The sequence below is a fragment of the Chitinophaga sp. genome (assembly GCF_036569125.1).
Classification (GTDB): Bacteria; Bacteroidota; Bacteroidia; order Chitinophagales; family Chitinophagaceae; genus Chitinophaga.
In genome coordinates, this window is the sequence record NZ_DATCRF010000343.1 from 17,534 (window position 1) to 33,418 (window position 15,885).

Consider the following 15,885-nt stretch of genomic DNA (forward strand, 5'->3'; position numbering starts at 1 on the left):
ATAGTACAGGCAGGGGGCCTGCTCTTTAATAAATTAGTAAGCTCAGGGGCCCTTTGCTTTATACTTTCTTCCTTCCGCTTATCTTCGTATCTTTACACCCTCACTGCACGTAGTCATACCCTCTCTTTCAATTCCCCTATTTACATTATTCACTTTTAATCCATAAACATTTATGGCAGCAAACGTATCGTGCAAAGCGCATTGCTTTGTATTTACAGGTGGTCCCGGCGCGGGTAAAACCACCGTATTGGATCTATTGGCGCAACAGGGTTTCCCGGTAATACCGGAAGTGGCCCGGGAAATCATCCGGCAGCAAATGGCTACCGGCGGCAGCGCAGTACCCTGGCTGGATAATGCGCAGTATACCCATTTAATGCAGGTACAGTCTGTAGCGGCATGGGAGGCAGCGCCCTCACCTGAAGCAGGCCCCTGCTTTTTTGACCGCGGCATACCGGATGTAATGGGTCATATGCAGTTAAATCATTTACCGCTGAATGCCACTTTACAAACAGCTGCGCAGCAATACCGCTACAATCCGCAGGTGTTTATATTTCCGCCCTGGGAAGAGATCTACTGTACAGATACGGAAAGAAAACAAACTTATGCGGATGCTGTGCAAACCTATAAGGTCATTTACGCTATTTACCAATCCTATGGTTATACCTTGCAGGTAGTGCCCATTGGGCCGGTGCAGCAGCGGCTGGCCTTTATCCTGGATCATATTTCAAAATAAAAATCCGTTACTTTTATAAGGTTCATTTAGTGATGTGTTATGGAAACAACTGATCTTGAAAATATGGCCTCCCTCATAGGAGAGCCGGTGCGGGCGCGTATGTTATGGTCCCTGCTGGATGGGCGGGCGTATACGGCTACTGAGCTGTCATTGTTTGCAGATACTTCTCCACAAAATGCCAGCATGCACCTGAGCAAGCTGGTACAGGCCGATCTGCTGAAGGTAAGCGCCCAGGGCCGCCACCGTTACTACAGCTTTGCACGCGATGAAGTAGCCTATGCCATAGAAGCCCTGGCCAACCTGGTGCCTCCGCAAAACACTAAGAAACAAAAGGCGCCGGAAAAAGCATCTCCCATTAAACACTGCCGCACCTGTTATGATCACCTGGCAGGCAAAGCCGGGGTAATGATCACAGATAGCCTGCTGGCTAAACAATATTTACAGGAAAAAGATAACACCTATACCGTAAGTCCCGCAGGCCAGGCCTGGTTTGCCGCCCTGCAAATAGATATTACCTCTTTACAGAAAAAACGCCGGGTGCTGGCCCGTCCCTGCCTGGATTGGAGTGAGCGGCGCTATCACCTGGCAGGCACCCTGGGTGCGGCTTTGCTGAGTAAAATGCTGGAAGCGGACTGGGTACGCAGCACACAACATTCAAGGGCTATTGTAATTACGGGAACGGGGCAACGAAGTATGTACGAGCTGTTAGGGGTAACACTATAAAAATGTAAAATCATAAACCGACGAAGTAGAGCCCATTGAAAAGACTTTATGAACGAGATAAATAAAAAAGTTGAGTGCAGCTTATAAACCACACCCAACTTTTACTTTTTACTTTTTGCTTTTTTACTTTTTTACACCGCATCCGAAAGCGAAGTAAACGTAAAGTCCCGCAGCTTCATAGGCGGTATCAGGTAGCTTCTATAAGATTCAACGCTGATGGTCCTTTCCGGCTTACCTAGTGCTTCCACATTATTCAGCATAATCACCGGGCTTTCATTAAAACGGAAATTCTTGATAGGGTGTTTTATCACACCATTCTCTATATAAAAAGTACCGTCGCGGGTAAGGCCCGTTAATAGCAGGGTTTGCGGATCAACCATGCGAATGTACCACAGGCGCGATACCAGGATGCCGCGCTCCGTGCTTTTGATCAGCTCATCCAGCGAGGCGGTGCCGCCTTCCATAATAATATTGCTGGGGCCTGGTACGGGTTTCACCCCTTTCTTTTGCGCCCAGAAACGGGAGTACTCCAGGTTCTTTACCACGCCTTTTTCAATCCAGTTTATTTTCTCCTGCGGCTGCCCGTCGCTGTTCCAGGTAGCAGCCGGCAGCTCGGGGTGAAAGGGATCGGAGTAGATGGTTACTTTTTCATCCATCAGCTGTTCGCCTATCCGGTTGCCGCCACCGGGCTTGCTCATAAAGCTGCGGCCTTCATCGGCATTGCGGGCATCCAGTCCGCGGAACATATTTTCCATCATATACGCAGCCGCTACCGGCTCCAGTATCACGGTATATTTACCCGGCTCTATGGCTTTGGCATTGGCAGAGCCATTGGCCTTGGAGGCCGCTATCTGTGTGGCGGTAAAGGTATCCAGCTTGCTTACATCATTGTAGCCACGGGCAGCGTAGCCAGATCCGGTGCCTGCCTGGTTACGGGTAGTAATGCTGAAAATAATATCCGTATCTGTGTTATAGGCAAATAACCCCTTTGAGTTCATCAGCGCATCAAAGCTGGTAGTATTTTCCAGAAAGCCGGCTGCTTCCAGCTTGGCATCTTTGGATACCTGTATGCTTTTAGCTACTGCTGCTGCGCGCGTATCGGGCGTGATGGCCGCCGTTGCAGGTACATAGGTGATACTATCCTTAAAGGTTTGCGGTCCCTGTAAGGGCATGTACTCCGGATCTTCAGGAGCCAGCTGGGCCAGCTCTTCCGCACGGCGTACCGCTTTTTCCAGGGATGCATCATCAAATTCATTGATAGTAGTGCGGCCTGTTCTCTTACCAAAAGTAGAGTTAATGGTAAGCGTAATAGTGCTTATATCACCTGCGGTGGATACGGCATTACGGGCGTAGCGGATGTTACCGCCTTCGCGGCCGTTGAGGCTTACCTCACATTCATCTGCTTTGGAAAAGGCCAGCACCTTTTTCAGCAGCGCCTGTGCTTCGTCTTGTTTTAATATAGCCATAAAAGATTGATCAGATTTTACGTGCAGTGTTAATAACATTTACTCCATTAAAGCGGGTGGTAGAGCTGCCGTGCGATACTGCATTGGACTGCCCCGGCTGGCCCTTGCCATCGTTAAATGCGCCGCCTAAACGGTAGTCGCTTTTATCGGCAATGGCGGTGCAGGAATTCCAGAACTCCTGCGTATTGGCCTGGTAGGCTACATCTTTCAGCATGCCGGCTATTTTCCCGTCTTTTATCTCGTAAAAAAGCTGCCCGCCAAACTGGAAGTTGTAACGCTGCTGGTCAATGGAAAAAGAGCCATCGCCAACAATGTAAATGCCCTTCTCCACATTCTTGATCATATCATCCACGCTTAAGGGGCTGGTACCGGGTTTCAACGATACGTTGGGCATGCGCTGGAACTGTACGTCCTCCCAGCTTTGCGCATAACAGCAACCCTGCGATTCTTTGAGGCCAATAATATGCGCCTGGTCGCGGATGGCCTGGTAATTCACCAGCACGCCGTCTTTGATCAGGTCCCACTCTTTGCATTTCACGCCTTCATCATCATAACCAACAGCGCCCAGGGAACCCGGCTGCAGCTTATCTGCCACAATATTTACCAGCTTACTGCCAAACTGGAAGTTTTTGGATTTCCATTTATCCAGCGTAAGGAAGCTGGTGCCGGCATAGTTGGCTTCATAGCCCAGCACACGGTCCAGCTCTGTGGGGTGGGCCACCGATTCATGAATGGTAAGCCACAGGTGAGAGGGATCCAGCACCAGGTCGTACTTACCCGGTTCTACGGTCTTCGCTTTTATTTTCTGCGCTACATCGGCTGTAGCATTTTTAACATCTTCCAGTATATCGTAGCGGTCTTTGTACCGGGTTACCACACCGCTCACCTTATTGTTGCCCGTAGCATTCAGGTACTCATAACCCATACCTACCGGTGAGCTCAGGGAGCGGCGGGTCTGGAACTTGCCGGTGGCCTTATCTATCTGCGTAACGTTAAAGAAAGGGTAAATACGGTGTATGTCCTGGTCAATGTACGAACCATCTGTAGAGGCAAAATACTTTTGTTCATTCACGGCCATAATAGCGGAGTTCACAAAGCTAGCGCCGCCCTGCAGGGCAATGTCATTTACTTTTAACAGCAGGTCTACCTTATCTTTTACCGGTATTTCAAACGCGTTCTTTTCAATGGGCGTTTTCCAGCTTACATCCCCAAAACCTTTCTGCGGGGCCAGCTGCACCGGTTCCGTAGTAATTTTGGCGTTAGCTTTAGCTACGGCCACAGCTCTTTCCGCGGTTTTAATAATGTCTTCCTTGGTAACTACATTGGAGGCTGCAAAACCCCAGCTGCCATTGGCAATAACGCGAATGCCTACCCCAAAAGATTCTGTGTTGGAAATACCCTGCACGCGTTTTTCGCGGGTAGTAATAAACTGGTTCAGGTAGCGGCCTATGCGTACATCCGCATAGGTAGCGCCTTTGGCGCGGGCGGCGGTTAAAGCCACATCCGATAACGTTTTTTTCATGCCCACATCCATACCCTCCAGCAAAGCCTGGGCAGGATCAATGGCATTACCGGCCAGTAACGAGCTGGGGATCATAAGGGCCCCAAAGCCCATTGCCGAAAGCTGGAGAAAATCTTTTCTGTTCAAGGCGTAGCCCTCCTTAGGTTTTAATTACGAATGCAGAGTGACAGGTGGCTCACTTAATTCGTATACAGATGAAAAATGCGGTTTAGAATTGGTTTTTGTTCCTGTTAGATCTGGTTGTTCCCTGATCACGGTTTCCACTGCATGAAAGTTAGAACATTCTGTAAACTATTTTATGCCGTTAGACCATTTTTTCTTCCACCCATAAAAATGTAAGGGCTAACAGCAATACTATTACGATGTATATTTTAGGCAGTGTGGATGCATCAGCACTGGTTATTGTTGCACTGTCCTGGCGCTGTTCCCGCGCAGCAATGGACTGCCAGGCTTTTTCATCAAAAGCGTACCAATGGCAGGTATCACCGGTAGCGGCTACGGCCGTTTGCCAGCCGGCCTGCGTGGGCCAGCAGGTACCCTGCCATTGAAAAGGCAATACGGCATCCTGCGCCAGGCTTAGCCGGGCTCCGTTTACGGTGGCCATGGGCTGCGGCGTGCTGGTTTCCAGCCGCAATGTTACCGGCATACGCACTGTGGGCAATGCTGTTCCAATAAACCACTGTGCGGTTTCGGACCTTGTACGCGCTGCTTTTTGTAATAATAACGACCACAGGTTTTGATAGCTTTCCCTGTTACCTGCTAACAGCCAGCTATAAGTAGTATGCAGTGTAGTATTCACCAGCTTACCGCTGCCATACAGGCTGCTGCCGGCAAGCATATGCTGCTGTGCATCGGTTACCAGCGCCTGCGTACCGGGTGTAGCGGTAATGTACAGCGGCGCTTCCATATGCAACATAGCAGTAGTACCGGTTAATTGCAATGTTACCGGGCGCTCGCTTTTATCTGCTGCAGCCGTAAGGGGAAAAGGCTGGTTATAAAAATTGCGTACCGCGCCACTGTCTGTTTTAACCAGCAGGCCCAGGCCTTTGTCTGCCACCCCGGTGCGGATGGCTGCCAGCTCCCGGGCATTCAGCGCAGCTAATGCAGCTGCATCTGCCACCAATACATCAAAGGCATTCAGCAGCGCAGGTGTAAGCTGTTCCAGTGGAAAGCGGGTAGTATCCAGGTAGGTATAGCTGTATTTATTTTTGCTGATGGTTGTGCGTGCAGCTACCATATAACCATTTTGCGATAGCCAGCCGGCCAGGAACCTATATTCAAAATCCGGCGCAGCAGCAAGCAGCAATACCTTCAGGGGCTTTACCGGTAATACTTCCAGCGGGATCGTCTCTTTTTCAAGCGTATCTTTTGCTACCGCTGTTAAGCTATACAAGGCCCGGCCTTCGTGTTTGGGCCGGGTGTTAAAAGCAAAAGCTCCCTGCTGCTGCGCAGGAATAGTAACAGAATCCAACCGTTCATTAAAACCGCTGAGTAATAGCTTAACAGGATGGGCACCTTTGTTATTAAAAAGGCCCTGCACCTGTAACGTGCTGCCGGCGCTTATTTGCCGGGGCCAGTAAATAGCCGTGATACCGCCAGGCGTATCTATGGGTTTCATCACTGTTTTAGCAGGCCTTAACTGCCGCCCCCTGGCAATGGGCAATATTAAAAATGCCAGGCTTACCACGGCCAACAATGAGGCCAGCAATCGCGCTGCCAGCCGTTTGCGGTTAGGCCGCAGCCACTCCTTCCGGCACAGGAATACCAGCAGTAATAAACATATTATGAGTACTATGTAATGCGGCAGCATCATTTCTCTTGCAGGTTCATAAAATATTGTTGTGATAAGCTGATGTTGGCGGTGGCATTACCAGTCTGCGGCAGGCGCACAGGTGGCGGCAGTAAATTATACAGGGCCTGTTCTGCGATGGCAACAGCCGCCGGCGGTACATTCTGCTGTTGTTCCAGCGCAGCCAGTATTTGCCGTATGGCCTGCAATGCGGGCAGGTAGCGGGCCGGGGCCGTAGCTGTTTCAGTAGCCAGCTGCCGGGCCGCCTGTTGTAACACCTGCAGGGAAACCGCGTCCGGCAAATGGCTGCTGCTTTTCAACGTTTCCAGTATGGCCAGGGCATAGGCCATTCTATCGGTAGCCGTGGGCGCTGCCTGCTGCTGCCGCAGGGGAAAAATGATCTTATCCAATTCGCCTGTTAACCGCTTTTCAGGTTTTAAAGGCGCCGTTCTTACACTGGTCTTTGCTACATATGCCCTGGACTTTTGCTGCAGATCTTTCAGCAGGCGCAGGGCTTTATATTCATAGGGCAGGGCGGCCTGCGGTTGATAGGTGCGCAGCTCCCGCTCTGCATTCCACATTTCCGTGAGCGTGGCTTTTAGCTGGCTTTTAGTAGCGGGATCAAAGAAGGTGGCATCTTCTGCAATGTCGTGCTTATGGGAAAACTGATCTATGATCTTTTCCGCATTGTTGAAATCCTTTGCGTCATTAGGTGCCGCGTGGTCATGATCATGCTCTTCTTCCAGGCGGTCATCGCCAATATTATTTTCAGTTTCTTCACCCAGGAATTTGCCATAGCGCAGGCGCAGCAGGCGCTGGTCTATGCCCAGGTCATTGCTGCGGCGCTGAAATGTTTTTTCCGCCAGGGTATCTTTATCACGGATCAGCTGTTCTGTTTCAATAATGATCTGGCGCTGGCTGCGGAAGTATTCCGGCTTCAGGTTCATGCTGTTGGCCATGCCTTCTATGTTCATGAGCTGCGCAGTATCCGGCAATACCACCATATACATGCCGGAGCGGGCAGCCTGCCGGTGATTATCCTGTGCCTGTATGTAAAAGTATAATTCACTGCCGGGTTGCATGCCCAGCGCAGCCAGGTCAATAATTTTTTCCAGCGTGTATTGCGTAACAGCACCGCTAAAGCTTTCACTAAAGCTGATGGGTTGCTCCTTAAACTTTACCGCTTCCCCGCTGCCGCTGGCTACCGTGGCTTGTATGTGCGCATTGCTGATGCCATAATCATCCGTTACACTCACTTTAAGGGCTATACGCGTTGGCATGCCATAGTCAATAATGGTGTAGGCCCTGGGTGTTAGTATATTGATCACCGGAGCCTGGTCTTTAATAATGGCTATTTTATACAGCTCTGATAGCTTGCCATCTACCTGTACCTGGTAAAACCCTGCGCGGGTGGCCGCAGCACGGCCGGTCCATTGGGTATGTGCTGTATTAGCCGGTTGCAGGGCAATCCAGGCAGTATCATTTAATACCAGCTGTAAAGCGGTCACTGGCTTGCTGGTGCTGATCTCCCATAACAGCTGTGCACCTTCTTCTGCTTCCAGGTTAAACTGCTGCTGTTGCCGTTTGGTTTTATGTGTATAGGCCGGCGGTTGAATACTGATGTTTACATCGCTTATTTCCGGTAATATGTTCTCTTTAACTACGGCTGGTTTTTTCGGTGTTTCGTTTTCCTCTACGGCCCGTTTAGTTTCCGCGTGTACCCACCAGCCAATGGCGGCACTTACAGTCATCACTAAAATAAAAGCCAGCGCGCATATACGCAATTGCTTTTTCAGCGGCTGCGGGGTAGGTATGGCATCCAGCGCCTGTGCGATTTTTTGCGCCTGCAGCTGTTCCAGGAATGTAAGCTGCTCATAGGGCTTTAATAACAAGCCGCTGCTTTCCTCCATTTCCGGGTAAGTGATGTTAAAGTAGCGGATCACATCGGCTTCAGTAACTTTCCAGGAATATTGCGGCAGCAGCAGCGCAGCCAGGCACATAATGGTAATAGGAATAGCCCACCACCAGGCGCCATGCATCATATACACCAGCGTAGTGAACACCACTGCCATGGTAAGGCCGGCCAGCCCCCGGCTTAGCAACGTGTACATTTGCCAGCGTTGCCGTAAAACATGGAACCGGTGCAGGTAACGTACATCAGCCATGGGCAGGATTTTTTTGTGTTCGCAATACCCATAACCGTTCTGCCAGGAATAATATTACAATCGCTATCCAGCAAACAGAGCTCAGGTCTTTGGTAACCGGTGTTATTCCTGCAGGTTTTATAACCGCCTGCTGATCTGTGTCCGGCGCTAATTGCTGCAAGGCAATAGCCCGTTTATCCTTAGCCGTTATACTATCCGGGAATAATAAAGGCAATAGCAAAGCAGGGAAAGCCGGGCTCCAGGGCAGCTCATTCCATGCCGGATCCAACCGGCTGGAAAAGTGATAAATGCTGGTTGTCGCCCGCTTTTCCAGGCGCAGCACTCCATGGCCGGTACCATCGCGCCATAAAGCAGCAGCTGTATCCTGCGCAGCAATGCTTTTATATAAGGCTATTGGCGGCATATTCTCTGTTAGCAGCCAGGAAGCAGTATTTACAACTTTACCACTATCATACCGCCATATGTTATGCGCGTTTACGTTTGCCGGCAGCGGTTTGGCGGATAACCAGAACAGCCAGTCCGCAGCAGAGGGTAAAGCGGTTGTTTCATGCAATACTGCTATCTGCATTTTCCGCCGGGTAAACTGCTGTATAGCCTTTAATGCGGCTTGCAGGTAACGCGCATCCTGTACATAAGCATCTGCAAAAATAACCAGGCGGCTGGTGGCGGTATCTGCCGGTAATGTGCCGGTATTTTCTTCATACGCATAAGAAGTGCCGCCCGGGTTACTGCTCACTTGCCTTACACGGATAGTACCATCAGCTGTTGCATAAGCGCCAGCAGGCCAGGCAGCTGTTGAATCTTTTGGTGTATATGCATACCAGTGAATGCCCGTATCTATTACCGGGCGCAGGCCCTCAAAACGGTGCAGGTAATTGGGAGTGAACAGGTACACCGCACGCTGGTTAGCACGTTGCTGCTGCAGCGCCCTTACCAGCTCCCAGTATGATGTTGTATCTGCAAGCGTATCCCCTCTTTCCTCCAAAGCAGCAGGAAGCCGCGCTTCCCGGAAACCTGGCTGTAAATAATGAAAAGTATAACCTGCCTGTAACAAAGAATCTATAAGCGGCTGAAACTGTTGGTAGGTTTCATTTATATGGGATGGCTCCATTAATATCCAACCCTTTTCTTTATTAACCGGCTGTTGCTGCCATACCGGTTTTGAGAGCAGCAGCGCCAGGAGTATAATCAGGAAACAACGCAGCAATAATAGGAACCAATCCGTAAGCTTTACCCGGCGGGATTGTTGCCGGCTGTTCTCCTGCATCAACGTTACACTGCCTACCAGTAAGGTTTTGCCCGGGCTCATATTCCACAAATGGATCAGCACCGGTATAATAATACCGGCCATTGCATAAAGCCATATGGGTTGTAGTAGCTGCAACAAAACTTATGTCAATGATTTTTGCCGTTGGTTCAGGAAATCACGTAATGCTTTATCCAAAGGTTGATCCATGCTTATTAAACGGTAAAAGATCTGCTGCTCCAAGAGCTGCATACGCGTAGCGGCCAGGTACTGCTGCAGCTTTTCCGTGTAAGCTTTCTTCATTTCTGCACTGTTAATGCTTACCGTTTTGCCGGTTTCCAGGTCCTGCAAGGTAGTATAACCGGCAAAGTCCAGGTCCAGCTCATTTTTACCCATCAGGTGAAAGACGATCAGCTCATGCTGCAGCGCCGCTAAGGAGCCCAGCAGGCCGGAGATCTCCCCCTGCTGTTGGTACATATCGGTAATAAAGATCAGCAGCTCCTTCCTGCGCTCGCCGGTAAACAGCTGTTTATATTGCACAGGCTCTGTGAACTTGCCGGCCGCCTGGATATTTTCCAGCTGGTAAAATATGCGCGATAAATGCTGCGGATCTTTCCGCGATGGCAGGGAAAACAGCTGCCCATCCTGGAAGATATACAACCCAATGGCATCGCCCTGCATATAGGCCAGGTAAGCCAGCGCAGCGGCCAGGCAGCGGGCATAATCCATTTTAGACAGTGGCCCATCCCGGTGGTTCATAGAGTTACTGGCATCTATGAGAATGCGTACAGAAATGCTGGTTTCCATTTCCGATTCGCGGATATAATAGCGGTCAGAGCGGGCATACATTTTCCAGTCCAGCCAGCGCAGGTCATCACCGGGCTGGTAGCTGCGGTACTGGCTAAATTCTAAACCGGCACCCTTTACCTGGCTGCGGTTCAGGCCTGCCATAAAACCGTCAATAACCGTCCGCGCTACTAAAGACAGGTCTTTAATAGCGGAGAGTGTGGCTGGATCTAGTAACGGTCGGCTCATGAAAAAATGATAATATGAAGATTGAAGTATGAAAATCCTGCAGAAACAGTGTGCTGCTGCAGGCAGGTTTTAACCTTTTATTTTTCGCCCTTCACTAATACTGTATTTGATCTTTTAATGGTTTTCAACAGCTCCGCTGTTACATGGTCAGCGGTAATATGTTCTGCTTCTGCTTTGAAGTTCATCAGCACGCGATGCCGTAATACCGGGTAAGCCATGGCCTGCAGATCCTCCATTACCACCGCATAGCGGCCTTTGAACAGCGCCCTTGCCTTGGCCGTCAATATTAATGCCTGCCCGGCCCTTGGCCCGGCGCCCCAGCGCACCCATTCCTTTACATAGGGTACAGTGCTGGTATCCGGACGGGTAGCGCGTATAAGGTCTGCCACGTACTGCACCAGGTCCTCATTAATGCTTACCTCCCGCACCAGCTGCTGTAACTGTTGTATTTCAGCAGCAGCCAGTACAGGCGTTACCGTTACCTTTTTGCTGCCGGTGGTTGCGTTTAAAATGGCGGTTTCTTCTTCGGCGGTCGGGTAGCCGATCTTTATATATAAAAGGAACCGGTCCAGCTGAGCCTCCGGTAACGGGTAAGTACCGGCCTGCTCAATCGGGTTCTGGGTGGCGAGTATGAAAAAGGGGCGGTCCAGCGAATAGGTTTGCCCGCCGTAGGTGATCTCAAACTCCTGCATAGCCTCCAGCAGGGCGGATTGTGTTTTAGGCGGCGTACGGTTAATCTCATCTGCGAGGATAATATTGGCAAACAAAGGCCCCCGGTTGAACTTAAAGAACCGCTTGCCGGTGGCATGGTCCTCCTCCAGTATTTCCGTACCAATAATATCCGTGGGCATCAGGTCCGGGGTAAATTGTATCCGGCGGAAAGCCAGGTCCAGCGCCTGCGACAACGTTCTTACCATCAGGGTTTTAGCCAGGCCCGGCACCCCTTCCAGCAAGCAATGCCCGCCGGCCAGCAATGCCACCAGGATCTCTTCTACAATGGCATCCTGCCCAATAATGATCTTCTGGATCTCCTGTTTCAGTTGTGCCAGCTGCTGTTGTAACTGCTGCACGGTATGCGCTGTAATATCCGACATGGCCCGCTTGTTATGATGAATGATTGCTTAAATTACGAATTATCAATTACGAAATGCGAATTAGCATGCAACGATTGAAGACCGGGGAATGATAATTACGAATTGGCAATTACCCATTACGAATGGCGCTTAACGAACAAGCCAGGCCCTTGTTGCTAATAAGAGCAATTGGCAATCACTAAGTTTCCCGCTAATAAACATTTCATTCCTGATGTACTTAATTCGTAATTTTAACAGGCAAGGTTCCGGCCAACGAAACATTTCAATGGCATTCATATTCCCGTTTGGGGCAGGTCATAAATAATCCGTAATTAAAATTGGCAATTCATAACTCATCAAAATTCACTTTCACCCGCCTGCGCTACCGTTCCGGCGACTGGGACACCGACCAACGCATGCCCGCGAACCTGTTAAACTCTCTCATAGAATATACCACCGTACCGGTACACCTGCAGGAAAAAGTAATTGACCTTAGCAGTAATGAGCTGTTTAACGCACCTTTTTGCTACCTGAGCGGCCACAAGCTGGTACAGTTTGATGCGCAGGAAAGCGCCTTTTTCAAAAAGTACGTACAGAACGGCGGATTCATTTTTGTAGACGATTGCAACCATGATATTGACGGGCTATTCGCCAAATCTTTTGAAACGCAGATGAGCAGCCTATTTGGGCCCGAAGCTTTACGCAAGATCCCATCTACCCACGATATTTACCGCTCTTTTTTCCAGTTCGAGAAAGGCCCGCCAACCACTTCTTTTGAGCTAAATGGCTGGGGCGATGACCTGGTGCATGATTACCTGAAAGCCATTGAGATCAACGGGCGTATAGCCGTGCTGTATAGTAATAAGGATTATGGCTGTGAGTGGGATTACGATTTCCGGAACAAACGTTTCCTGGCAGAGGATAATACCAAATTCGGGGTGAATATTATTATGTATGCAATGGGGGCGTGAATAGTTGGCGGTTAGCAGTTGGCAGTCAGTAATATAAGCACATCAAGTCATTTTCCATCTCCTTGTTCCTCAGTTAGAACATACAATCTCCATAAAAAAATTAGCAGTGTGCCATTAGCAACCGAAGTATCTCCTCCTAACTGCCAACTGCACACTGCCAACTGTCAACTATTACTGTACGCTCAAATACTGCTCCTTCACATTCCAGCCATACAGCTCTATCGCTACATTACTATTAGCCGTAGGGTAGCTGATGGTTACCGTCTTCTTTTCACCCGGCATTACAGAAACATAGTTGTCGTTGTAAAACGCAGGCAAAATGCGCTCCTTAGTTTTTGCATCTACCACAGCAACGCGGTTAAAGAAAGCTACCGGTCCGTTAGCAGGATTGCTAAGGGTTACGGTAATGCTATCTTTAGCAGCCCGTTTAGCCGTTACCTGTACATTGGCAGCGGCCATTTGCTGCAGGCCGGAGTAGTTGCCTTTTTCATCCGGCAGCCAGTAAAAATTCTCGCTCACTACTTTCTTACGTGCATCCAGTAAGCGCAGGCGCAGGAAAGTGCCCTGTCCTTTACGTTTTGCATCTATATCATCTTTCAGCGCTGCAAACTTTTTCGTAGTAGTTGCTTTAATTTCTACGGGTATTTCGCGCAGCATTTCAGATCTGCCGTTCATGTCCACCGTCTGTACTTCCAGCTGCAGGTTGTTATAGGCAGTAAACGTGTTGTTAGCTACCATTACAATACCATCAATGGGGTTATACATGGCGTGCAGCGGCTCACTGCCGTTGTGCAGGCCGTACAGGCAGGCATTGGGATCCAGGTAATAATCGTACATCTGCCCGCGCATGGCCGTCCAGGGGTTTTGCGTTTTCCAGATTATTACCCCGGTATACCATTCCCACATATGTGCGCTGAAACCTTCCATTAAACCGCGGTACTGGTCGTAGTTCACCAGCTGCGCCTTGTTGGTAAAATCCTTTGCATCTTTTGCTTTACCATATGGATCAATGTACTCATCATACCCAATGTATTTATGGTAATGCCATACGGAATCTTCCGTCATAGGCTTTTTGCTTCCATTATACACCGGCGGTATCATGTTTTCCTTAGGTATAAATCTTTCCAGGGAAGCGTAATCGCCCACGCCTACAGAACCAATCTCTGAGTTAAACGGAAAAGTCCTGTGCGACCAGAAAGTAGCCAGGGACTGTATGCCGTAAGGCCCGTCGCCATTGCCGCCCAGCGTGTTGTGCGACATACTATCAGAATTCGAGTAATCAAAGAAATAACGCGTGCCATCCAGAGAAGGTAAAATAGAATCCTTCATAGCTTTCAGAATATCTGCCGGGGGCACTATTTCATTACCACCGCAATACAATGCCAGGGAGGCATAGTTGCGGATCATTTTCACCTGGTCTGCTACAGAACGGATGGCCAGGCCATGATCATCCGGATATTTGCGGCGGGTAGCCTGGTCTTCTTTTTTCATGGGATCTACCCAGCGGCCGTTACAGTCGCCGGAAAACCAGAAGTCCTGGAATACCAGCATACCGTATTTATCACAGGCCTCATAAAACTCAGGACGCTCTGTTAAGGCCCCACCCCATATGCGGATGAGGTTCAGGTTCATGTCGCGGTGAAAACGCACCTCTGCATCATAACGCGCTTTGGAAAAGCGCAGCATGGCATCGGAAATGATCCAGTTACCGCCTTTAATAAAGATCTTTTGCCCGTTCACTGCTACCTGCCGGCTGCCGGTAACGGCATTCCAGGAAGTTTGTATCTCGCGTACGCCTACTTCCACATCTTCCTTATCACTAATGGTATTGGCGGCAGTTACAAACTGCAGCTGCAGCTTATACATGGCCTGCGGGCCATAACCGTTAGGCCACCACAGGCGGGGCTTTTGTAAAGTATAATCCGGCAGCTTCACAGTAGTAGTGGCATGCGGCGCCAATGTTACTTTCTGGGAAACGGCTGTTTTGCCATCCAGTGAATATTTAAGCGTACCGCTCACAGCTTCACCGGAAGTATTTTCCAGCTCTGCGGCCACCTGTATGGTGGCCGGCGCCTGTACACCCTGCGGCTTACGCACGCCGGGTACCAGTGTAATAACATGCGGGTTCTTTACATTCACCACACCTGTTTTTTCAATGGTCACCTTATCCCATATACCGGTGTTGCGGTCGCGGATGGGCTGGATCCAGTCCCAGCCTGCGGTGTATTGGTGTGCTACGTTCTTGGCAATGGTGCCATCGCCACCCTGGCCCCCGTTAGGGTTGCCGGCAAAAGGCGCGGGGTAAATGATCACCGCCAGGCGGTTATGCCCGTCCTTAGCCAGCAGGCTGGTAATGTTATATGTCTGGCGCAGGAACATGCCATGATGGGTTTCCCCGTTCACCTTTTTACCATTCAGGAAAATATCGCTGCTGTAATTCACACCGCGGAAATGCAGCCACACCTGGCCATCAGCCGCTGGCTGCGCCTCGTCAAAATCCTTTACAAACCAATAAGTATAATGGTCGTTGCCGGTATGGAAAATGTCCGGGATCTTTTCATTGTTCATCCCGTAAAAAGGATCCGGCACCTCTTTGTTATTTAATAAGGTGGTAAGTACGGTACCCGGTACAGTGGCCGGCATCCAGCCGGTTAAGGTATGGGTAGGGTTGGAAAGCGCTTCACCTTTGTCGGTAACCTTGGCAATGTTGGCGCATTGCCAGCCAGTATTGAGCTCATACTGGTCCTGCGCCTGCAGGCTGCTGTAGCAAAAAAGCAGCGCGCAGATAATGCTAAATTGTCCCCTGTTCTTCTTCATAATAGGCATAAAGATTAAAATAAAATCGGAGAAAGGGAAATGAAAAAGGAGGAGCGGCGCGTACGCCACATCCTCCTTAAAAATGTAAAATCATAAATGTAAAATGCTAAACCGACGAAGGAGGTTCATAGAGATCTTTAAAAAGACTTTATGAACGAGATAAATGTAAAAGTTGGGTGCTGTACTGCACTGACTTTTACATTTTACATTCTTTTACTGGTAATACGGGTTCTGGTACATCTTCACGGGATCCAGCTTATACTCATCAAACGGAATGGGATAATACAGGTCCTTTAAACCAAAGTTGGAGACCTTGGCTTTACCATAATCCGCCTGGTTCTTGGC

Annotated in this window: 11 protein-coding genes; 3 read left to right on the forward strand and 8 right to left on the reverse strand. The window is 49.6% G+C overall.

The genetic code is table 11. The features are described 5' to 3' along the window. Positions 1 to 172 precede the first annotated feature (172 nt). A complete protein-coding gene (locus tag VIM87_RS12715) occupies positions 173 to 733 on the forward strand; it encodes an AAA family ATPase (protein WP_331997355.1) in 561 nt (186 codons plus the stop codon). A gap of 39 nt (positions 734 to 772) precedes the next feature. After that, complete coding sequence (locus VIM87_RS12720; RefSeq protein WP_331997356.1) at positions 773 to 1,456, forward strand: winged helix-turn-helix domain-containing protein; 684 nt, start codon at positions 773 to 775, stop codon at positions 1,454 to 1,456. 131 nt (positions 1,457 to 1,587) lie between these two features. Here VIM87_RS12720 and VIM87_RS12725 read toward each other — a convergent pair whose 3' ends face one another. The 7 genes from VIM87_RS12725 to VIM87_RS12755 form a co-directional block, all read right to left on the reverse strand. After that, positions 1,588 to 2,922, reverse strand: coding sequence for a TldD/PmbA family protein (locus VIM87_RS12725; protein ID WP_331997357.1), 1,335 nt, complete (start codon positions 2,920 to 2,922; stop codon positions 1,588 to 1,590). Between the two features lie 10 nt (positions 2,923 to 2,932). Beyond that, a complete protein-coding gene (locus tag VIM87_RS12730; protein WP_331997358.1) occupies positions 2,933 to 4,570 on the reverse strand; it encodes a TldD/PmbA family protein in 1,638 nt (545 codons plus the stop codon). Positions 4,571 to 4,748: 178 nt separating this feature from the next. Continuing rightward, the gene (locus VIM87_RS12735) at positions 4,749 to 6,257 is read right to left on the reverse strand and encodes a hypothetical protein (RefSeq protein ID WP_331997359.1); all 1,509 of its coding nucleotides are present in this window, start codon (positions 6,255 to 6,257) and stop codon (positions 4,749 to 4,751) included. Then, entirely contained in the window at positions 6,254 to 8,398 is a 2,145-nt protein-coding gene (locus VIM87_RS12740) for a hypothetical protein (protein WP_331997360.1), read from the reverse strand. Before VIM87_RS12740 ends, VIM87_RS12735 begins: the two co-directional genes overlap by 4 nt. Then, positions 8,391 to 9,785 carry a BatA domain-containing protein gene (locus VIM87_RS12745; RefSeq protein ID WP_331997361.1) on the reverse strand — a complete coding sequence of 465 codons (1,395 nt, stop codon included), beginning with the start codon at positions 9,783 to 9,785 and terminating at the stop codon, positions 8,391 to 8,393. The genes VIM87_RS12740 and VIM87_RS12745 overlap by 8 nt, the downstream gene beginning before the upstream one ends. A gap of 3 nt (positions 9,786 to 9,788) precedes the next feature. Continuing rightward, positions 9,789 to 10,679 (reverse strand): DUF58 domain-containing protein, encoded by an 891-nt coding sequence (locus VIM87_RS12750; protein WP_331997362.1) that lies wholly within the window; start codon positions 10,677 to 10,679, stop codon positions 9,789 to 9,791. A 77-nt stretch (positions 10,680 to 10,756) separates the two neighbouring features. Continuing rightward, positions 10,757 to 11,773 carry a MoxR family ATPase gene (locus VIM87_RS12755; RefSeq protein WP_331997363.1) on the reverse strand — a complete coding sequence of 339 codons (1,017 nt, stop codon included), beginning with the start codon at positions 11,771 to 11,773 and terminating at the stop codon, positions 10,757 to 10,759. Positions 11,774 to 12,090: 317 nt separating this feature from the next. Here VIM87_RS12755 and VIM87_RS12760 point away from each other — a divergent pair, with 317 nt between their 5' ends. Continuing rightward, positions 12,091 to 12,723, forward strand: coding sequence for a DUF4159 domain-containing protein (locus VIM87_RS12760; protein ID WP_331997364.1), 633 nt, complete (start codon positions 12,091 to 12,093; stop codon positions 12,721 to 12,723). 171 nt (positions 12,724 to 12,894) lie between these two features. On the opposite strand, the gene VIM87_RS12765 is transcribed toward VIM87_RS12760, so the two are convergent. Then, positions 12,895 to 15,540 (reverse strand): glycoside hydrolase family 2 protein, encoded by a 2,646-nt coding sequence (locus tag VIM87_RS12765; RefSeq protein WP_331997365.1) that lies wholly within the window; start codon positions 15,538 to 15,540, stop codon positions 12,895 to 12,897. Between the last annotated feature and the right edge of the window lie 345 nt (positions 15,541 to 15,885).